Here is an 18728-nt window from a genome sequence, read left to right on the forward strand (position 1 = left end):
GGTATGACTCTCGCCGAGCACGAATGCGCGTACCGATGTCCGCTCGACGTGGAGGTGAAACGCCGTGGCACTCTCGATCTCTGCCGTGGTGCTGCTGGCGATCATCGTTTTCCTGCTGGTCCGCCGGGCGGGCCTGAAGGCAGGGCACGCGGTGGTCTGTGTGCTGCTCGGTTTCTATCTGGCGAGTTCCACCATCGCCCCGACCCTCAGCCAGCTCACCTCGAACGTGGCGAGCATGATCAGCGGCATCAAGTTCTAGGGTCGGTCCCGGGCCCCGCCGGGCGGAGCGGGCGGGCCGGGGGCGGCGCGGGGAACCCCCTACGCTAGGGCCATGAACGGTCTTCCCGCCCGTCGTCTGCTCTTCGTGCACGCGCACCCCGACGACGAGTCGATCAACAACGGCGTCACCATGGCCAAGTACGCGGCCCAGGGCGCCCACGTCGCGTTGGTGACCTGCACCCTGGGCGAGGAGGGCGAGGTCATCCCGCCCGGCCTCGCCCACCTGGCGGCCGACCGCGACGACACCCTCGGCGCCCACCGGATCGGCGAGCTCGCCGCCGCCATGTCCGAACTGGGCGTCCATGACCACCGGTTCCTCGGCGGCCCCGGCCGCTACCGCGACTCCGGGATGATGGGCGCCCCGCAGAACCGCCGCCCCGAGTCCTTCTGGTCCGCCGACGTGGACGAGGCCGCCGGGTACCTCGTGGAGGTGATCCGCGAACTGCGCCCGCAGGTGCTCGTCACCTACGACCCGAACGGCGGCTACGGGCACCCGGACCACATCCAGGCCCACCGGGTCGCCATGCGCGCCGCCGAACTGGCCGCGGAGACCGCGTACCGGCGCGACCTCGGGGACCCCCACACCATCGGGAAGATCTACTGGAACCGGGTTCCGCTCTCGGTGGTCGAGGAGGGCTTCGCCCGGCTGGATGCCGCCGGGCCCGCGGTGTCCTTCCCGGGGCTGGCCTCGCCCGCGGACGTGCCGGGGGTCGTCGACGACGAGCGGATCACCGCCGAGATCGACGCCGACGAGGCCCTCGTGGCCGCCAAGACGGCCGCCATGCGCGCCCACGCCACGCAGATCGCCGTGGACGGGTCCTTCTTCGCGCTCTCCAACGACCTGGCACAGCCGCTGTTCGCGCGCGAGTACTACGAACTGGTCGAGGGCCGGCCGGGTACGGCGGCGGGCGAGCGCGAACACGACCTCTTCGCGGGGGTGGAGGCGTGACCGGCACCCTGACGGCGGGCCGGATCGCCGGGTGCCTGGGCCTGCTGGTCCTGGGCGTGCTGACCGGAGCGGCCGGCTGGCTCGTCGTGGACCTGTGGTTCCCCGGCGGGCTGCTGCTCGCGCTGCTGGCCCTCTTCGGGCTGTTCCTCGGCGGCCGGATCGCCCTGGGGGCGGGCCTCGGGGTGGGCGCGGCCGCGGCCGGCTGGTTCCTCACCTACGTGATGCTCACCGTCCCGCGCCCCGAGGGGGACTTCCTGCTCAGTTCGTCCGGAATCGGCATGTACGCCTACCTTTTGGGGGGAGCGGTGGTGGCTGTGATGTGTGCCACGGTCACCCTTTCGCCGGATCGGCGGATTTCGGCCGGATAGCCCGTCAAGTGACGTGGTGTCGGACCCCGTAGGGAGTCCGGCCGAGGCGGGCGGTCGGGGCCTGCCGGGGTGTTTCAGGGGGGTTTGGCGGGCCCCGTGTGGAACCCCTGATTCACCGCGGACAGTTGCGGGCGGGCGGCGGCCAGTATGGTGGACGGGCCGCCGAGCTGCCCGCGCACGGTATGACGGGCGGCGGAGCCAACCGGGAGAACCTGCCTTGAGTCGTGAAACCGACAGTTCGTCCTCCGGGCCCAAGGGGCACGGTGGAGCCGCTTACCCCTCGGGTACACCGCCGTACGGAACCGGCCAGTACCCGTCGACGACTGTGCCACCCGGGTCTGGCGCGGCGACCGCCCCGGAGGAGAACGCTGTGACCTCGAATCCGTCCACGCCCGAATCCGACGGGCCCAAGACCGAGACGACCCTGACGACCCGGATCCGGATCAACATCCCCGGCTCGCGGCCCATCCCCCCGGTGGTCGTGCGCAAGTCGATGGGCACCAACTCCGGCACGTCCGGCGGCGGAACGCACCCCGCCCAGGAGCCGGAGCAGGGGCCCGAGCCGCAGGACAAGCCGCCGCTCGCACAGCGGCCGGGGCCCCGGCCGACCCGTGTCGAGGCAGCGCCGGACCCGGCTCCGGCTCCGGCGCAGGCCGAGGAACCCGCCGCGAGCAACTGGTTCGCGCCGCGCAAGCCTCCCACCCCCGCGCCCGCACCCGCGGCGCCCGCCGCCGCGCAGATGCCGCAGGCCGCCCCGCCGCCGCTCGCCAAGCGGGTGCCCGGCGCGACGCCGACCCCGCCGCCCGGCGCGACACCGGCCCCGCGGCCCGCGCGCGGAGCCGGCTTCCCGCCCGCGCCGCACGTACAGGCCCCGCCGGCGTCCGAGGCCGGGTACGCCCCGCCGGCGCCCGACGCCGGGTACGCGCCGCCGCGTACTCCGCCGCCGCCCGTCCCCGAGTACGGTTCCGGCTACGCCCCGCCGCAGGCGCCCGCCCCGGCGGCCCCGATGTCCGGCGGCCCCGGCGGTGGAGCCGCCCAGGGCCTCCCGCCGTACGGGACCGGCCAGAGCGACGGCGGCCCGTCCACCGAGGCGTTCCCCGTTTACGACCGCCAGTCCGCCGGTCCCGTCGGCCCCACCACCGGCGGCCCCGGCTCCGGCTCCGGCCCCGCCGCCCCGTCTGCCGCGCAGGCCGCGGGCTGGCCCGGCCCCGACCTGGACGGCCCGCTGCCGCCCCCGGCGCCCGCGCCGGCCGCCCCGCGGCCCGCGCAGCCCGCGGAGGGGAAGGCCGCCGCGAAGCCCGCCAAGAAGGGCCGCTCCAAGCTGGTCCTGGTCGGCGGCGGCATCGTGGCGCTCATCGGCGTGGCCTACGGCGCCGGACTGCTCCTGAACCACTCCGACGTCCCCAAGGGCACCACCGTCCTCGGCGTCGACATCAGCGGCAGCCGCGACGACGCCGTCGCGAAGCTCCAGACCGCCTTCGGCACCCGTGCCGCGGCCCCCCTGCAGCTGAGCGTCGGAGGCAAGCCGGTCGAGCTGAAGCCCGACAAAGCCGGCCTGACCCTGGACGCCCAGACCACCGTCCGCAACGCGGCGGGCAGTGACTACAACCCCGTGACGGTCATCGGCTCGCTCCTCGGCAACGAGCGGGTCGCCGACGCCGTGATGCCCGTCGACGAGGAGAAGCTCCAGGTCGCGCTCCAGGAGCTCGCAGGTACGGCTGGTTCCGTCACCGAGGGCACGATCACGTTCGACGGCGGCAAGGCCGTCGCCGTCCCCGGCAAGGCGGGCACCGCCCTGGACGTGGACGGATCCGTCGACCTCGTCACCAAGGCGTTCCGCGACCAGGTCGGCACCGGCAGGGCGGCCGTCGTGGAACTGCCGACGGTCACTCGGGAACCGGTCGTGGGCCAGGCCGAACTCGACCGAGCGATGAAGGAGTTCGCCGAGCCGGCGATGTCCGCCAACGCCACGGTCAAGGCGGGCACCAAGTCCATCGCGTTCGGCAAGCTGTCGCTGCCCAAGATCCTCAGCATGCAGCCCGTGGACGGCCGTCTCACGGAGCGGTTCGACCTGGAGGCCCTCAGGGCGACCTACGGCAACACCTTCGACGGCGTCCTGATCACCCGCGGCACCGGCGCCAGGACGGCGGTCACCCCGCAGGACGTCGCCGGCGCGCTCGGCAAGGCCCTGCGCGGCAAGACCACGGCGGAGCGGACCGTGGTCATCGACACCAACCCGAGCTGAACCACGGCACCGGGGTGCCCCCGTCCACCACTTCCGGGCGGGGGCACCGTCGGGTCCGCCGCACGGTGTCCGGGATCCGGCACGCACCGCCCCGTCGTGGGTCAGTTCAGCAGGGCGCGGGCCGAGACGGCCTCGGCGTGGATGCGGGCCGCAGCGCCGGTGTCCACCACCGACACCACCTCTGCGTACGCCTCCAGCTCCGCCGCGCCCTCCCGGAAGGAACCCCGCTCCACCAGCAGCCGCGCCCGCTCGTAGCGCAGCGACGCCGGGTGCGACGGCAGCAGCAGCGACAGCTCCAGCGCCCACAGGGCCACGCCCGACTGCTCCGGGCGGGTCGAGGCCCACGCCCGGATATTGGTCAGGATCCGCAGCACGATGTCCAGCGTCCTGGCCGGGGTACGGGGACCCGCCGCCAGCTCCGCCGGACCAGTGCCCAGGGAGGCGCCGGCCGCGAACGGGTCCACCACCACGTTCTCCTCCGGGTCGCCGAAGCCCACCACGAAGTGACCCGGCAGCCCCAGCCCGTACACCGGCGCGCCCGCCCGCCGGGCGACCTCCAGCCACACCACCGACAGCAGGATCGGCAGGCCGCGCCGGCGCCGCAGCACCTCGTGCAGCAGCGAGGACGCAAGCCGCTCGTAGTCCGCCGGGGTGCCGTGGAAACCGAGGCGTCCGCCCAGCAGTTCCGTCACCGCAGACGCCCACGCCTGCCCGCCGCGCAGGCCGTACGGCAGCATCCCGGCCAGCCGGTCCAGTTCGATCTGCGCCCAGTCCATGACGCGTTCGTCCAGTTCGGGATCCGCCTCCGCCGCCAGCAGCAGGCACATCAGCGCCAGATCGGGCCGCTCCGCCCGGGCCTCCGCCGCGAACTGCTCCCGCCGGGCCTGCGTGCTCACGAGGCCGCCCGGAAGTGGTGGTAGGTGTGGTGCGTCGCGAACCCCAGCCGGTCGTAGAGGGTCAGCGCCCCCGGATTGTCCGTCTCGACCTGCAGCCACGCCGCCGAGGCGCCCTCTTCCAGCGCGCGCCGGGCCAGGGCGGCCATCACCGCCGTCGCGAGTCCTTCCCGCCGGTGCCGCGGATCGACCGTCACCGCCGCGAAGCCGGCCCACCGGCCGTCCACCACGCACCGGCCGATCGCCCGCCCGCCGTACAGCGAGGCGAACCAGACCGACGGCCCCTCCACCAGCACCCGCCGGGCCACGTCCGGGTCGGAGACCCTGCCGTAGCGCCCGAGCCACTCCCCGTCCGGGACACGGGTCAGGGCCACGGCCCCGCTCGCGGGCGCGTCCATGTCACCCACCGGGGCCAGCGCCCCGATCCGTACCTCCGCCGATGCCTCGGGCACCCAGTTCCGGCGCTCCAGCTCGGCGCAGAGCAGCTCCTGCGTGCCGGCGGCCCCGGTGGCGGCCTGCACATAGGCCGGAAGTCCTCGCGCCGCATACCAGGAGGTCACTCGCGCGAGTGCATCGTCCAGCGGTGTCCCCGGGTCGCCGAGCGGCAGTACGGAGTTGGCCCGCCGGGTGAACCCGGCGGCGGCCCGCAGCGTCCACCCGCCCAGCGACTCGCTCTCCAGAGGCTGCCAGGCCCGCGCCGAGACCCTCGTCAGCTCCTCGAAGGAGGCTGCCGGCCCCCGCCGCCGGGCCGGCGCCGCGGGTACGGTCTTGCCCGCCACCAGCGAGGATTCCGGGATGCGGACGGACTGTCCGTTCTTCTTTGTGATCAGCAGCACACCCTGATCCCAGGATGTGAGAACGCCGACCGTGTCCGTGAACTCGGGTGATCCGCTCAGTCCGGTCTCCACCCGTCGTACAGAGACACGTTTACCCACGTCAGCCGGGGTGATTCGGACCTCCAGCAGCCCTCCAGCAGTGATTTCCACAGCTCTGTCCGCCCCTCCTGTTCGGATCGTGCCCGGGAACGGAGATACTAGGGGCGGGCATCGACGACGCCGCGCTCCCGCGCGATATGGAAAGCCCTACCGAGGAGGAACGAGAGCGTGACCTACGTCATCGCGGAGCCTTGTGTCGACGTCAAGGACAAGGCATGCATCGAAGAGTGCCCCGTCGACTGCATCTACGAGGGCCAGCGGTCCCTGTACATCCACCCGGACGAATGCGTCGACTGTGGTGCGTGTGAGCCGGTCTGCCCGGTCGAGGCCATCTTCTACGAGGACGACACCCCGGAGGAGTGGAAGGACTACTACAAGGCGAACGTCGAGTTCTTCGACGAGCTCGGTTCGCCCGGTGGTGCCTCCAAGCTGGGCCTGATCGAGCGTGACCACCCCTTCGTCGCGGGGCTGCCCGCCGGCATCAACGGCGAGCACTGACCCTTCACGGCAGAAGCGCCCCGGTCCCGTACGGCCTTTCCCGCCGCACGGGACCGCGGTGTTTTTCCGACCCGCTACCAGCCAGTACCCGGAAGAGAGCAGAGACCACGTGGCCGCAGTATCCGACCGTCTTCCCGCCTTCCCCTGGGACAAGCTGGAGCCGTACAAGAAGACGGCGGCGGCCCACCCGGACGGCATCGTCGACCTGTCCGTCGGCACGCCCGTGGACCCGGTCCCGCAGCTGATCAGGCAGGCCCTGATCGACGCCGCCGACTCCCCGGGCTACCCGACTGTGTGGGGCACGGAGGCCCTGCGCGACGCCATCACGGGCTGGCTGCGCGGCCGGCTCGGCGCCGGCGCTGCCGGGCATCGCAACGTCCTGCCGGTCGTGGGTTCGAAGGAGCTGGTGGCCTGGCTGCCGACCCAGCTCGGGCTCGGCGCCGGTGACAAGGTCGCCTACCCGCGGCTCGCCTACCCGACGTACGAGGTCGGCGCCCGGCTGTGCGGCGCCGAGGCGGTGGTCTACGACGCCGAGACCTTTGCGAGTGACCCCGCGGGGGCCGGGCTCGACCCGGCCGGCGTGAAGCTGTTGTGGCTCAACTCCCCGTCCAACCCCACCGGCAGCGTCCTCGGCAAGGACGAGCTCGTACGAATCGTGGCCTGGGCGCGCGAGCACGGCATCCTGCTCTTCAGCGACGAGTGCTACCTGGAGCTGGGCTGGGAGGCCGAGCCCGTCTCCGTGCTCCACGACGACGTGTGCGGCGGCTCCTACGAGGGGATCGTCGCGGTCCACTCGCTCTCCAAGCGCTCCAACCTGGCGGGCTACCGGGCGGCCTTCATCGCCGGTGACGCGGACGTGCTCGGCGAGCTGCTGGAGATCCGCAAGCACGGCGGCATGATGACCCCCGCCCCGGTGCAGGCGGCCACGGTGGCGGCGCTCGGCGACGACCTGCACGTGGCGGAGCAGCGCGAGCGCTACGCGGCCCGCAGGGCGGCGCTCCGCACGGCCCTGGAGGCGCACGGCTTCCGCGTCGAGCACAGCGAGGCGAGCCTCTACCTGTGGGTGACCCGCGACGAGCCCTGCTGGGACACCGTCGCCCACCTCGCCGACCTGGGCATCCTGGTCGCTCCGGGGGACTTCTACGGCGAGGCCGGCGCACGCTTCGTACGGGTGGCGTTCACCGCCACCGACGAGCGCGTGGAGGCGGCCGTCAAGCGCCTCGGCTGACCGTTCCGTGACAGCCCGAGGGGGCCGGGAGTGCGAAACTCCCGGCCCCCTCGGTGTTCCCCGGGCGTCAGCCCTGCAGCGCGCCGCCGGGCAGTCCCGCCGGCAGGACACCGCCCACGGGCAGCGCGGAGACCGGCAGCTCCTGTGCGGTGGGCAGTCCGCCGAGCAGGCCGCCCGCCTGGCCGGCCAGGTCGGAGGCGGGGGCCGGCAGGGCCGTGGTGGCGGCACCCGCGTCGCCGAGGGCGTCCGGGGCGGTGAGTGCGCCCAGCTGCGGCACGGACTCCAGACCGGCGGCGCTGGCCGCGCCGGCCGCACCGACCACGGGCGCTGCCCCGGCTGCGACGAGCAGCGCGGCACGGGCGATCCGACGGGTCAGGGGGAGGGACATGATGCTCCTAAGCGGTAGCGGCTGAGTACGGCCTGACTAACCGCTCACGGGGCGGGTGGAGTTGCGGCGCCGCCGGGTAAAGAATCGGCAACGCATCGTTTAATCGGCTTCCGCGACAAGAGCATTGGATGCGCACCCACCAGGGAATCCGTCCCGTCACGGGGGCTGCAGGAGGGTCGGTGACCACCCCCGCGCGGGTGATCACCCGTACACGCGGCCGGGTGGCCGTGCCGATCAGCGGGCCATGAAGATCCGCACCTCGCCGCGGGCCGCACCGTAGGGGGCACCGTCGCCGTTCTTGGCGTCGGCCTCTCCCTGGTCCTGCCAGCGGCCCCGGTCCTTGCCCGCGACCCAGCCGCGCAGGTCGTAGGACACCCTGGCGATGCCCATCTCACGGGAGTTGGCCACCGCCCAGTGGGCCATCGCCCGGCTGCGGCGCGTCGCGGCCTCGCCCGCCTCCTGCTTCTCCACCATCGTGATCTCGGGCTCCGGGACGGCCCGGCCACCGCCGCCGTTGCGGCCGGCCTGGCCGGCCTGGCCGGCCTGGCCGCCCTGCGGGCCGAAGGTGTGCATCCCGTCCTTGCCGAAGATCCGCACCAGGCCCTCCCGCACCTTCTCCGGGTCACCGGGCTGCGTGGGCGCCGGACCGCCGCAGTCCAGGCTGCCGCCGCCGGCGAACGCGGCGGTCAGCACGGTCGCGTCCGGCTCGTGCTTGGCGTAGGCCTGCGGGTAGCCGCTGCGCTGCACCTTCTGCGCGGCCACCGTCAGCGGTAGCCGCGAGTACCCCGGCACGTCGACGAGGTGGTCGTAGAAGATCCCCGCCGAGTAGACCGGGTCGGTGATCTGCTCCGGCGTACCCCATCCCATCGAAGGCCGCTGCTGGAACAGGCCCAGCGAGTCCCGGTCGCCGTGGTCGAGATTGCGCAGGGCGGACTCCTGCATGGCGGTCGCCAGGGCGATTGTGACCGCCCGGTCGGGCAGCCCCTTGGCGATGCCGACGGCGGCTATCGTCGCCGCGTTCGCCGCCTGCTCGGGAGACATCTCGTACTTTTCGGACTGGCCGTCACGGTCGGACGCGTCCGCACTGGCGACGCAGAAGGGCGCGCCACCGCCGACCGAGGCGCGCTGCACGGCGAAGTACCCGATCACCGACAGGAGAACGAGCAGGCCGACGACCACACGCGGCAGCCTGCGGCGGCGGGAGCGGGGAACACGGAACTCGGACACGCGGCCCACCGTACTTGAGGCATATGGCGCGTCCACCGGCCGGACGAGGGACGCTTCGCCACACCCCGGGGCGTTAGGGTCAGTTCCATGTCCGAATCCGAGCTGGACCTCACCCTCGACGCCGCCGAGCTGACCGCCCGGCTCGTCGACATCCCGTCCGTGAGCGGCGACGAGAAGGTACTCGCCGACCTTGTGGAACACGCGTTGCGCGGCCTGCCCCACCTCACCGTGGACCGCTTCGGTAACAACGTCGTCGCCCGTACGCACCTCGGCCGGGCCGAGCGCGTCGTACTGGCCGGCCACCTCGACACGGTGCCGATCGCCGACAACGTCCCGTCGCGCCTCGACGAGAACGGCGTCCTGTGGGGCTGCGGCACCACCGACATGAAGTCCGGCGTCGCCGTCCAGCTGCGCATCGCCGCGACCGTGCCCGAGCCCAACCGGGACCTCACTTTCGTCTTCTACGACCAGGAGGAGGTCGCCGCCGACCTCAACGGCCTCGGCAAGGTCGCCGAGGCCCACCCCGACTGGCTCACGGGCGACTTCGCGGTCCTGCTGGAGCCCTCGAACGCCGAGGTCGAGGGCGGCTGCCAGGGCACCCTGCGGGTGCTGCTGCGCACCTCCGGCGAGCGCGCCCACTCCGCCCGCAGCTGGATGGGCTCCAACGCCATCCACGCCGCCAGCCCGATCCTCGCCCGGCTCGCCGCGTATGAGGCCCGCAGGCCCGTCATCGACGGCCTGGAGTACCACGAGGGGCTCAACGCGGTCCGCATCGAGGGTGGCGTCGCCAACAACGTCATCCCCGACGCCTGCACCGTGACGGTCAACTTCCGCTTCGCCCCGGACCGCAGCATGGACGACGCGATCGCCCACGTCCGGGAGGTCTTCGCGGACTGCGGCGTCGAAGAGTTCGTGATCGACGACTTCTCCGGCGGGGCCCTCCCCGGCCTCTCCCACCCGGCCGCGGCCGCGTTCATGGAGGCGGTCGGAGGCCGGGCGATGCCGAAGTTCGGCTGGACGGACGTATCCCGCTTCAGCGCTCTGGGCGTTCCCGCGGTGAACTACGGCCCGGGCGACGCCCTGCTGGCCCACAAGGTGGACGAGCGGGTGGAGACGAAGGCGATCCTGCACTGCGAGGAACGACTCCGCGCCTGGCTGACCTCCTGAATTCCGCTTCCCGTCACCTTTGTGCGCCTACCCTGATCCAACGATCAGCAGGAGGGAGCACATCATGGGCAACCCCGAAGGCATCGCTCGTCGTCGGCCCGAGGAGCAGCAGCTCGGGCCGGTGCTGAGGCGGCGCGGCCAGGTGCAGGCGGGCAGTACGACGGACCAGCGGCTGCTGGACACCGCCGGGCCCTCCGAGTGGGTGCACACCGATCCCTGGCGGGTCCTGCGCATCCAGTCGGAGTTCATCGAGGGCTTCGGCACGTTGGCCGAGCTGCCCCCCGCGATCAGCGTGTTCGGCTCTGCCCGCACCCCGGAGGGCTCGCCCGAGTACGAGGCGGGGGTGCGGATCGGCGGTGCGCTCGTCGACGCCGGGTTCGCGGTGATCACCGGAGGTGGTCCGGGAGCGATGGAGGCGGCCAACAAGGGCGCCCGCGAGGCGAACGGGATCTCGGTCGGCCTCGGCATCGAGCTCCCCTTCGAGCAGGGGCTCAACCAGCACGTCGACCTGGGGCTGAACTTCCGGTACTTCTTCGTCCGCAAGACGATGTTCGTGAAGTACAGCCAGGGCTTCGTCGTGCTGCCCGGCGGTCTCGGCACGCTGGACGAGCTGTTCGAGGCGCTGACCCTGGTCCAGACCCAGAAGATCACCCGCTTCCCCATCGTGCTGTTCGGCACGGAGTACTGGAGCGGCCTCGTCGACTGGCTGCGGGGCACGGTGATCGCCCAGGGCAAGGCCTCGGAGAAGGACCTCTACCTCTTCCACGTCACCGACGACGTGGACGAGGCGATCGCCCTGGTGACGAAGGAAGTCGGGAAGTAGGCCGCTTCCGCGCCCGGTCCCGCGGTCGGCCCGCGGGACCGGGCGCGCCGGCCTCCGCGCGCCGGGCCTCAGGCCAGGCCGCGGCGGGCGACCGCCGGGGGCCGGTGGCCCTGGATGGAGCGGACCATGTCCAGGATCTGACGGGTCTCCGCGACTTCGTGGACGCGGTAGACCTGGGCGCCCAGCCAGGCCGAGACGGCGGTGGTGGCCAGGGTGCCGAGCAGCCGTTCCTTGACCGGCTTGTCGAGGGTCTCGCCGACGAAGTCCTTGTTCGACAGGGAGACCAGGACCGGCCAGCCCGTCGCCGTCATCTCCTCCAGCCGCCGGGTCGCCTCCAACGAGTGGCGGGTGTTCTTCCCGAAGTCGTGACCCGGGTCGATCATGATGGCGTCCCGGCGGACACCGAGGGCTGCGGCGCGTTCGGCGAGGCCGACCGTGACCCGCAGGATGTCCTCCATCACGTCCTCGTACGCGATCCGGTGCGGCCGGGTCCGCGGCTCGACCCCGCCGGCGTGCGTGCAGACCAGGCCGACGCCGTGGCGCGCCGCGACCTCGGCCAGCCGGGGGTCCACCCCGCCCCAGGCGTCGTTCAGCACGTCCGCCCCGGCCTCGCACACGGCCTCGCCGACCTCGTGCCGCCAGGTGTCCACACTGATCACCACGTCCGGGTGGCGGCGCCGGACCTCGGCCACGAAACCGACCGTGCGCCGCGCCTCCTCGGCCGCGTCCACGTGCTCGCCCGGTCCTGCCTTGACCCCGCCGATGTCGATGATCGCGGCGCCCTCGGCCACGGCCTGCTCGACCCGGTCCAGGGCGGGCTCGTCGCGGAAGGTGGCGCCCTGGTCGTAGAAGGAGTCCGGAGTCCGGTTCACGATGGCCATGATCACCGGCTCGTGGGTGTCGAACTCGCGCCTGCCCAGTCGCAGCATGCTGGTCTTTCCTCCTTCGGCGGCCCTCGCGCCTCGCCAGCGACCTTAACCTGGTGGCCGGAGTCTCTCAGGGGAGTTGATCGTGTTCTTCTTCTTGATGATCGCGCTGGTCGTGGTCGTGGCAGCGGTCACCCTCGCCGTGATCGGCGGCGGCTCGGAGGCCGTCCTGCCGGAAGCGGAGCCGGACCGGGTGGCGGACGGGCTGCCCGAGAGTCGCCCGGTGGTGCGGGGGGACATCGACGCGCTGCGGCTGCCGGTGGCGCCGCGCGGCTACCGGATGGCCGAGGTGGACGACGTACTGGAGCGGCTGGCCGCGGAGCTCGCCGAGCGGGACGCGCGGATCGCCCAGCTGACGGCCGCCGCGGATGCGGGCAGCCGGGTCGACCTGAACAAGGCGGGTGAGCGGTGAGCGGGCCGGTGGCGGGCGCGGACGGGCTGCTGCGCTGTCCGTGGGCGCTGTCCACGGGTTCCACCGGCGAGTACGTCGCGTACCACGACTCGGAATGGGGCCGCCCGGTCCACGGCGACGACGCCCTCTACGAGCGGCTGTGCCTGGAGGCCTTCCAGTCGGGGCTGTCCTGGCTGACGATCCTGCGCCGCCGCGAGGGCTTCCGGAAGGCCTTCGGCGACTTCTCCATCGCGGCGGTCGCGGAGTTCGGGGCGGCGGACGCGGAGCGGCTGATGGCCGACGAGGGGATCATCCGCAATCGGGCCAAGATCGAGGCGACCCTGGCCAACGCCAAGCTCCTCGCCGGCTGGGAGCCCGGCGAGCTGGACGCGCTGATCTGGTCCCACGCCCCGGGCGAGCCGGGCCCGGCCCCGCGCACGGTCACCGAGGTCCCGGCGATCACCCCGGAGTCGACCGCCCTCGCCAAGGCCCTCAAGAAGGCCGGCATCCGCTTCGTGGGCCCGACCACCGCCTACGCCCTGATGCAGGCGTGCGGACTGGTCAACGACCACCTTGCCGCCTGCGCCCTGCGCGACCCGGCCTGACCGGGCCGCGCGGGGCCCGCGGCTCAGCGCCCCAGGTACTTCGGAGGCTGCTTCGACAGGAAGGCCTGGACGGCGATGGAGTGGTCCTCGGAGGCTCCGGCGCGGGTCTGCAGGACGTCCTCGTGGACCAGGGACTCCGCCAGCGTGTGGGAGGCGCCGTACGCGAGGGACTCCTTCAGCGCGGCGTAGGCGACCGTCGGGCCCGAGGCCAGTGCGCGGGCGACGGCCTCGGCCTCGGCGTGCAGGGAGTCCGAGGGCACCAGGCGGTTGACGATGCCGAGCTCGTACGCCTCCTGCGCCTTGACCGAACGGGGGAAGAGCAGCAGGTCCGAGGCGCGCGAGGCGCCGATCAGACGGGGCAGGGTCCACGAGACCCCGGAGTCGGCGGTCAGGGCCACACCGGCGAACGAGGTGTTGAAGGAGGCGGTGTCGGCCACCACCCGGAAGTCGGCCGCCAGCGCGAATCCGAATCCGGCGCCGGCCGCGACCCCGTTGACGCCCGCCACCACGGGCTTCGGCATCTCGGTGAGCGCCCGCACGATCGGGTTGTAGTGCTCCTTGACCGTGTTCATGGTCAGCGAGGAGCCGCTCTCGCGGTCCGCGGCGAGGTTGCCGATGTGCTCCTTGAGGTCCTGGCCCACGCAGAAGGCCCGGTTCCCGGCGGCGGTCAGCAGGACCGCCCGGACCGCGGTGTCCGCGGCCGCCGCCAGAGCAGCGTCGCGCAGGGCGACCTTGGCCTCGGTGTTCATCGCGTTCATCGCGTCGGGACGGTTGATCGTGATGGTCGCGAGTCCGTCGGTCACTTCGTAGAGCACACTGTCGGCCATGGCAGGGGGTCCCCCTTCGTCGCGGGCTTGGCTACCGGTCGGTACCGGCCGGTCCAAGGGTCAGCATGGCGGACCGGAGGGGGAGCGCACATGTGATGTGTGTCAAAGAAAGCCGCGGCCGTTCCCCAGGTGCGGCGGCGAAGTATCGCAGGCGGATCCCCGAAATGAGTGGTTTTGGCCGAGCGCGTTGCCCAAGCGTTCCCGGGTGATGTTGGTCATCGGGTCCTGACATGCGGGATAATGGCCGGGAAGCAATGTGTTCGATGCCGGGTACTAGGCGCCTGAATGGGGCCGTCGGCTGACGATGAGCTGGTTTCAGGAAGGGGAACGAGCATGGCGGCCATGAAGCCGCGGACGGGCGACGGCCCGCTCGAGGTCACCAAGGAGGGGCGGGGCATCGTCATGCGCGTACCGCTCGAGGGCGGCGGTCGGCTTGTCGTCGAGCTGACCCCCGACGAGGCGGACGCCCTGGGTGACGCCCTGAAGAAGGTCGTCGGCTGACCCGCTGACAGCACTTCCACCTTCTGCTTTCGCATTCTCTGCGCTGCCCCGGCCGCGATCCGCGACCGGGGCAGCGTTGTGCCGTGTCCGAGGACCCCTGTCCCCGGCGACCCAGCGGAGCCGCACGTGCCCTTCTCCCCGCCCGCGCCCCCGGCCTTCGCCGACTGCACTCCGCGCCAGAAGGCCGCCCGCCTCCTGTCCGACGTGCTGGCCCCGGCGAACCTGGTCGTTGCCCTCCTGCTGCTCGTCGGGTGGCACAGCACGGGGTCGTGGACGGGGCTCGGCTGGGGGCTGCTCGCCGCCCTCTTCTGCGGGGTCGTCCCGATCGGCATCATCGCCGTCGGGGTCAGGCGCGGGTCGCTGACCGACCAGCACATCCGGGTGAGGCGCCAGCGGGTGGTGCCGATGGCGCTGAGTCTGGTCTCCGTCCTCGCCGGCGTCACCCTGCTGCGCGTACTCGGCGCCCCGGCCGCGGTCTTCGCGCTCGTCGTCGCGATGCTCGTGGGGCTGGTCTCGTCCCTGCTGGTCACGGTGGGCTGGCAGATATCCCTCCACATGTCGGTGGCCGGCGGCACCGTGATGATCCTGCTGCTCGTCTTCGGCCCGGCCGTCCTCCCCGCGGTCGCGGTCGCAGCCGCCGTCGGCTGGTCCCGCCTGGAGCTGCGGGCCCACACCCCGGCCCAGCTGCTCGCCGGCACCGCCCTGGGCGGTACGGCGGCCCTCACCTTCGCACTCCTGGGCTGACCCGGCCCGGTGGCGTACGGCGGTCAGCGGCGCACGGCGCACAGCAGGCCGTCGCCCACCGGGAGCAGCGCAGCCTCCAGCGCCGGGCTCTCCCGGACGCTGCGCAGCAGCTCACGGACGCGGAGCACCTCCACCGGCTGGGCCGCGGAGTCGACGGTACGGCCGTCGGAGAAGACCCCCTCGAAGCACACCAGCCCCCCGGGGCGCAGCAGGCGCAACGATTCAGCGAGGTAGTCGAGGGACTCGGCCGGGTCCCCGTCGCAGAAGACGAGGTCGTAGCCGCCGTCGGCGAGGCGGGGCAGGACGTCGAGGGCGCGGCCGGGGATGAAGCGGGCGCGGTTGCCCGCGAAACCGGCGGCGCGGAAGGCCTGGCGGGCGAAGGCCTGCCGGTCGGCTTCGGGATCCACCGTGGTCAGCACCCCGTCGGGGCGCATGCCGTGCAGCAGGTGGATGCCGGAGACGCCGGTGCCCGTGCCGATCTCGGCGACCGCCTTGGCGTCCGCGGTGGCGGCCAGCAGGCGCAGCGCGGCGCCGGTCCCGGGGGAGACGGAGCGCAGGCCCGCTTCCCTGGACCGGTCGCGGGCCCATCGCAGAGCGTCGTCCTCGGCGACAAACGCGTCGGCGAACGCCCAGCTCGTCTGCCGGTTGCCGGTAATGACCCTCTCCTGTCCCCATAGTTGGCGCAACGGTGACTGTATCCGTTGACGTCGGGAACCCGCAGATGGGACCGGGCGTTGTGAGGGGTGGAGGCGGGACGAGAAGGACGGCGCCGGGCAGATCGGCGGCGGGCACCGCCCCGCGGCCTAAGGCTTGCGTAAAGATACTGCAAAAACCCTTATCCGGAGCTGACAGAGGGGGTGGCTATGGTAGGGACTCCACTGGACACCACCAGAGCCGACAGGGGAGGTGCGGCTGCGCCTGTGGATCGTGGAGGCGTGTTCAAACGCCTCTTCTGGTCGGCGGGTGAGCCGAAATCCGTGACCTACACTGCTGACCGCTTCCACACCACAGACACCGCAACCACCGCGACCTTTGCCGCAGATGCGGGATCGCAGGCGTGGACCCCTCCCTCGTGGGAGGAGATCGTCAGCACGCACAGCGCGCGGGTCTACCGCCTCGCCTACCGTCTGACGGGCAACCAGCACGACGCCGAGGACCTCACCCAGGAAGTCTTCGTCCGCGTCTTCCGCTCGTTGTCCACCTACACCCCCGGCACGTTCGAGGGCTGGCTGCACCGCATCACCACCAACCTGTTCCTGGACATGGTCCGCCGCAAGCAGCGGATCCGCTTCGACGCGCTCGCCGACGACGCCGCCGAGCGGCTGCCGAGCCGTGAGCCGTCCCCCCAGCAGGTCCTCCACGACACCCACTTCGACGCGGACGTCCAACAGGCGCTGGACACCCTCGCCCCCGAGTTCCGCGCGGCCGTGGTGCTGTGCGACATCGAGGGCCTGTCCTACGAGGAGATCGCCGCGACGCTCGGCGTGAAGCTCGGCACCGTGCGCAGCCGCATCCACCGGGGCCGCTCGCACCTGCGCAAGGCGCTCAAGCACCGGTCTCCGTCGGCCCGGGCCGAACAGCGGGCACTGGCCGGAGTCGCGACGGGCGCGCCGGGCGCCGGGAGAGAGGGCGGAGCCGAGTGACCGGAGCCAGTCCCTCCCCCGCCGAACAGCACCTGGGCGACCGGCTCGCCGCCCTGGTGGACGGGGAGCTCAAGCACGACGCCCGTGAGCGGGTCCTGGCCCACCTGGCGACCTGCGCCCGGTGCAAGGCCGAGGCCGACGCCCAGCGCCGTCTGAAGACCATGTTCGTGGAAAGCGCCCCGCCGCCGCTGTCGGCGGGCCTGCTCGCGCGCCTGCAGGGGCTGCCGGGAGGCGGTCTCGACGCCCCGGCCGGCCCCGTGGCCCCGCCGGGACCGGGAGCCGACCGGCCCGACCCCTTCGAGGCCTTCGCCTACGGACTGCCCGCAGCCGCGGGCGCCCGGCCGCGGCAGGAGGGCTTCCCCGTCCACGAGGTGGGCCGCCCGCGTCGCAGGTTCGCCTTCGTCGCCGCCGGCGCGGTGTCGCTGGCCGCGCTCGCGCTGGGCGGCACGCTGCCGCAGGAGGTCACGGAACCGAACGTCCGGGGTGATGCTCCGGCGCCCGCCTCCAGGCCCGGCCCCGCCCTGCCCGTGACCGATGCGGCGGTCCGCGACCGGCTGCCCACCCCCGCGGCCGTACCGAGCCTCCTGACGGCCGTCGGGAGCCCTCTGCCGCCGCCCCCGCCCTCCCCACCGGCTTCGGCCCGGCCGGTGTCCCTGCTGCGCTGACCCGGGACCTGGTTGAATCGGCCGGACATGCGCACAGGTACGCGGGGAGCGCCGATGGCCGACAGGCAGCAGACCGACCCGGCTCCACAGTGGTGGAGCCGGCCCGAGGGCACGGCGGACAGCCGTCGTGACGGGCTTCCGGCCCCGCGCCCCGAGACGGGCGACGCCAAGGGGGACGGCGGCGTCGCGGCGGACGGCGCGGCCGGGCCGGCGGCCCCCGCCGAAGAGCCGCCGGCCGTCGAGGCCCGCTACGACCCCTGGGGTGCGCAGCCCCTGCAGGTCGTGGACCGGGGCCATGACCGGCGAGGCCTGCGCCTGTGGCAGGCGGCCGCCCTCGCCGCCGCCGCGGCGCTGCTCGCCGGCGGTATCGGGGGCTACGTCGGCGTGCTCGCCGAGCGGCGGAGCAGTACCCGGCTGGAACTGCCGCAGGCGGCCGTCGCGGACACGGGCCGGGCGCCCGACAGCGTGGCCGGGATCGCGGCCGCCGCGCTGCCCGGCGTGGTCACGCTGCACGTGAGGGGCGCCAAGAGCAGTGGCACGGGCACCGGCTTCGTGCTCGACCCGCAGGGGCACATCCTGACCAACAACCACGTGGTCGCCGACGCCAGGGAGATAGCGGTCACCTTCAGTACCGGCGAGAGCGTCACCGCCGAGCTGGTCGGCCGCGACTCCGGCTACGACCTGGCCGTGGTCAAGGTCAGCGGGGTGCGCGGACTGCGGCCGCTCAGCCTGGGCAACTCCGAGAACGTGCGGGTCGGCGACCCGGTCGTCGCCATCGGTGCGCCCTTCGACCTCTCCAACACGGTCACCGCGGGCATCATCAGCGCCACGGGCAGGCCCGTGACCGCGGGTGGCGACAAGGGGGACGGCAGCGACATCAGCTACGTCGACGCGCTCCAGACCGACGCCCCCATCAACCCCGGGAACTCCGGCGGCCCCCTGCTGGACGCCAGGGCGCACGTCGTCGGCATCAACAGCGCGATCCGTGGCGCCGACAAGAACGACCCGGACCGGCAGGGCGGTTCCATCGGCCTGGGCTTCGCCATTCCCATCAACCAGGGCAAGCGCGTCGCCGAGGAGCTCATCGCCACCGGTCACGCCACGCACCCGGTCATCGGGGTGACCCTCGACATGGACTACACCGGCGACGGAGCCCGGGTGGGAGCCGAGGGCGAGGACGGCAAGCCGTCCGTGACCCCCGGCGGGCCGGGTGCCCGCGCCGGCATCAGGCCCGGTGACGTGATCACCAAGGTGGACGGACAGCGGGTCCGTGGCGGCGACGAGCTGATCATCAAGATCCGGGCCCACCGCCCGGGCGATCCGCTCACGCTCACCGTGCTGCGCGACGGCCGGGAACGCACGCTGGGCGTCGTCCTCGGGTCGGCGAACGGCTCATGATCATGGGGTGGCCGGGTGGTGAAACCCT

22 protein-coding genes are annotated in these 18728 nt (G+C 73.0%); 15 read left to right on the plus strand and 7 right to left on the minus strand.

From position 1 onward, the window contains the following. Positions 1 to 64: 64 nt before the first annotated feature. The 4 genes from R4Z63_RS21480 to R4Z63_RS21495 all read left to right on the plus strand — a co-directional run bounded on the left by R4Z63_RS21480 (position 65) and on the right by R4Z63_RS21495 (position 3841). Positions 65 to 259, plus strand: a complete 195-nt coding sequence (locus tag R4Z63_RS21480; RefSeq protein WP_030036986.1) for a hypothetical protein — start codon at positions 65 to 67, stop codon at positions 257 to 259. 72 nt (positions 260 to 331) lie between these two features. After that, a complete protein-coding gene (mshB, locus tag R4Z63_RS21485) occupies positions 332 to 1228 on the plus strand; it encodes an N-acetyl-1-D-myo-inositol-2-amino-2-deoxy-alpha-D-glucopyranoside deacetylase (protein WP_384454347.1) in 897 nt (298 codons plus the stop codon). Then, positions 1225 to 1596 carry a DUF6113 family protein gene (locus R4Z63_RS21490; protein ID WP_384454350.1) on the plus strand — a complete coding sequence of 124 codons (372 nt, stop codon included), beginning with the start codon at positions 1225 to 1227 and terminating at the stop codon, positions 1594 to 1596. Before mshB ends, R4Z63_RS21490 begins: the two co-directional genes overlap by 4 nt. 217 nt (positions 1597 to 1813) lie before the next feature. Then, entirely contained in the window at positions 1814 to 3841 is a 2028-nt protein-coding gene (locus R4Z63_RS21495; protein WP_491522576.1) for a peptidoglycan binding domain-containing protein, read from the plus strand. A gap of 101 nt (positions 3842 to 3942) precedes the next feature. Here the strand turns inward: R4Z63_RS21495 and R4Z63_RS21500 are convergent, their stop codons facing one another. Both R4Z63_RS21500 and R4Z63_RS21505 read right to left on the minus strand, forming a co-directional pair. Continuing rightward, positions 3943 to 4668: a transglutaminase family protein gene (locus R4Z63_RS21500; RefSeq protein ID WP_078556213.1), complete on the minus strand. Its 726-nt coding sequence runs from the start codon at positions 4666 to 4668 to the stop codon at positions 3943 to 3945. Between the two features lie 65 nt (positions 4669 to 4733). Next, complete coding sequence (locus R4Z63_RS21505) at positions 4734 to 5720, minus strand: GNAT family N-acetyltransferase (protein WP_384454355.1); 987 nt, start codon at positions 5718 to 5720, stop codon at positions 4734 to 4736. 117 nt (positions 5721 to 5837) lie between these two features. Between R4Z63_RS21505 and fdxA the strand changes: the two genes are divergently transcribed. Both fdxA and dapC read left to right on the plus strand, forming a co-directional pair. Continuing rightward, positions 5838 to 6167: a ferredoxin gene (gene fdxA / locus R4Z63_RS21510; RefSeq protein WP_030027294.1), complete on the plus strand. Its 330-nt coding sequence runs from the start codon at positions 5838 to 5840 to the stop codon at positions 6165 to 6167. 109 nt (positions 6168 to 6276) lie between these two features. Further along, entirely contained in the window at positions 6277 to 7395 is a 1119-nt protein-coding gene (gene dapC, locus R4Z63_RS21515; RefSeq protein WP_037919513.1) for a succinyldiaminopimelate transaminase, read from the plus strand. A gap of 67 nt (positions 7396 to 7462) precedes the next feature. On the opposite strand, the gene R4Z63_RS21520 is transcribed toward dapC, so the two are convergent. Further along, positions 7463 to 7783 carry a hypothetical protein gene (locus tag R4Z63_RS21520; RefSeq protein ID WP_037919514.1) on the minus strand — a complete coding sequence of 107 codons (321 nt, stop codon included), beginning with the start codon at positions 7781 to 7783 and terminating at the stop codon, positions 7463 to 7465. 234 nt (positions 7784 to 8017) lie between these two features. Further along, on the minus strand, positions 8018 to 9010 hold the full coding sequence (locus R4Z63_RS21525) for a hypothetical protein (protein WP_384454360.1): 993 nt from the start codon (positions 9008 to 9010) through the stop codon (positions 8018 to 8020). 87 nt (positions 9011 to 9097) lie between these two features. Between R4Z63_RS21525 and dapE the strand changes: the two genes are divergently transcribed. After that, a complete protein-coding gene (gene dapE / locus R4Z63_RS21530; RefSeq protein ID WP_384454363.1) occupies positions 9098 to 10177 on the plus strand; it encodes a succinyl-diaminopimelate desuccinylase in 1080 nt (359 codons plus the stop codon). A gap of 64 nt (positions 10178 to 10241) precedes the next feature. Then, on the plus strand, positions 10242 to 11000 hold the full coding sequence (locus tag R4Z63_RS21535) for an LOG family protein (RefSeq protein ID WP_384454366.1): 759 nt from the start codon (positions 10242 to 10244) through the stop codon (positions 10998 to 11000). Positions 11001 to 11068: 68 nt separating this feature from the next. Here R4Z63_RS21535 and folP read toward each other — a convergent pair whose 3' ends face one another. Continuing rightward, the gene (folP, locus tag R4Z63_RS21540; RefSeq protein ID WP_037919519.1) at positions 11069 to 11929 is read right to left on the minus strand and encodes a dihydropteroate synthase; all 861 of its coding nucleotides are present in this window, start codon (positions 11927 to 11929) and stop codon (positions 11069 to 11071) included. A gap of 76 nt (positions 11930 to 12005) precedes the next feature. On the opposite strand from folP, the gene R4Z63_RS21545 reads away from it, so the two are divergent. Continuing rightward, positions 12006 to 12338: a DivIVA domain-containing protein gene (locus R4Z63_RS21545; RefSeq protein ID WP_384454369.1), complete on the plus strand. Its 333-nt coding sequence runs from the start codon at positions 12006 to 12008 to the stop codon at positions 12336 to 12338. After that, positions 12335 to 12922 carry a DNA-3-methyladenine glycosylase I gene (locus tag R4Z63_RS21550; protein WP_037919522.1) on the plus strand — a complete coding sequence of 196 codons (588 nt, stop codon included), beginning with the start codon at positions 12335 to 12337 and terminating at the stop codon, positions 12920 to 12922. Before R4Z63_RS21545 ends, R4Z63_RS21550 begins: the two co-directional genes overlap by 4 nt. Positions 12923 to 12945: 23 nt before the next feature. On the opposite strand, the gene chcB is transcribed toward R4Z63_RS21550, so the two are convergent. After that, positions 12946 to 13749 carry a 2-cyclohexenylcarbonyl CoA isomerase gene (gene chcB / locus R4Z63_RS21555; RefSeq protein ID WP_384454372.1) on the minus strand — a complete coding sequence of 268 codons (804 nt, stop codon included), beginning with the start codon at positions 13747 to 13749 and terminating at the stop codon, positions 12946 to 12948. Positions 13750 to 14082: 333 nt separating this feature from the next. Between chcB and R4Z63_RS21560 the strand changes: the two genes are divergently transcribed. Both R4Z63_RS21560 and R4Z63_RS21565 read left to right on the plus strand, forming a co-directional pair. Continuing rightward, positions 14083 to 14250: a DUF3117 domain-containing protein gene (locus R4Z63_RS21560; RefSeq protein ID WP_003966491.1), complete on the plus strand. Its 168-nt coding sequence runs from the start codon at positions 14083 to 14085 to the stop codon at positions 14248 to 14250. Between the two features lie 126 nt (positions 14251 to 14376). Next, on the plus strand, positions 14377 to 14994 hold the full coding sequence (locus tag R4Z63_RS21565; RefSeq protein WP_037919525.1) for a hypothetical protein: 618 nt from the start codon (positions 14377 to 14379) through the stop codon (positions 14992 to 14994). Positions 14995 to 15017: 23 nt separating this feature from the next. Here R4Z63_RS21565 and R4Z63_RS21570 read toward each other — a convergent pair whose 3' ends face one another. After that, the gene (locus tag R4Z63_RS21570; RefSeq protein WP_037919526.1) at positions 15018 to 15680 is read right to left on the minus strand and encodes an O-methyltransferase; all 663 of its coding nucleotides are present in this window, start codon (positions 15678 to 15680) and stop codon (positions 15018 to 15020) included. Between the two features lie 177 nt (positions 15681 to 15857). Between R4Z63_RS21570 and sigE the strand changes: the two genes are divergently transcribed. Genes sigE through R4Z63_RS21585 form a run of 3 tightly spaced genes read left to right on the plus strand, consistent with a single transcriptional unit; the run spans position 15858 to position 18700 of the window. Beyond that, positions 15858 to 16637: an RNA polymerase sigma factor SigE gene (gene sigE / locus R4Z63_RS21575; protein ID WP_384454377.1), complete on the plus strand. Its 780-nt coding sequence runs from the start codon at positions 15858 to 15860 to the stop codon at positions 16635 to 16637. Beyond that, on the plus strand, positions 16634 to 17302 hold the full coding sequence (locus R4Z63_RS21580) for a zf-HC2 domain-containing protein (RefSeq protein ID WP_037919530.1): 669 nt from the start codon (positions 16634 to 16636) through the stop codon (positions 17300 to 17302). Before sigE ends, R4Z63_RS21580 begins: the two co-directional genes overlap by 4 nt. Positions 17303 to 17356: 54 nt before the next feature. Next, a complete protein-coding gene (locus tag R4Z63_RS21585) occupies positions 17357 to 18700 on the plus strand; it encodes a S1C family serine protease (protein WP_037919531.1) in 1344 nt (447 codons plus the stop codon). The last annotated feature ends 28 nt before the right edge of the window (positions 18701 to 18728 follow it).

It is taken from the genome of Streptomyces sp. PL-29, from assembly GCF_058344425.1.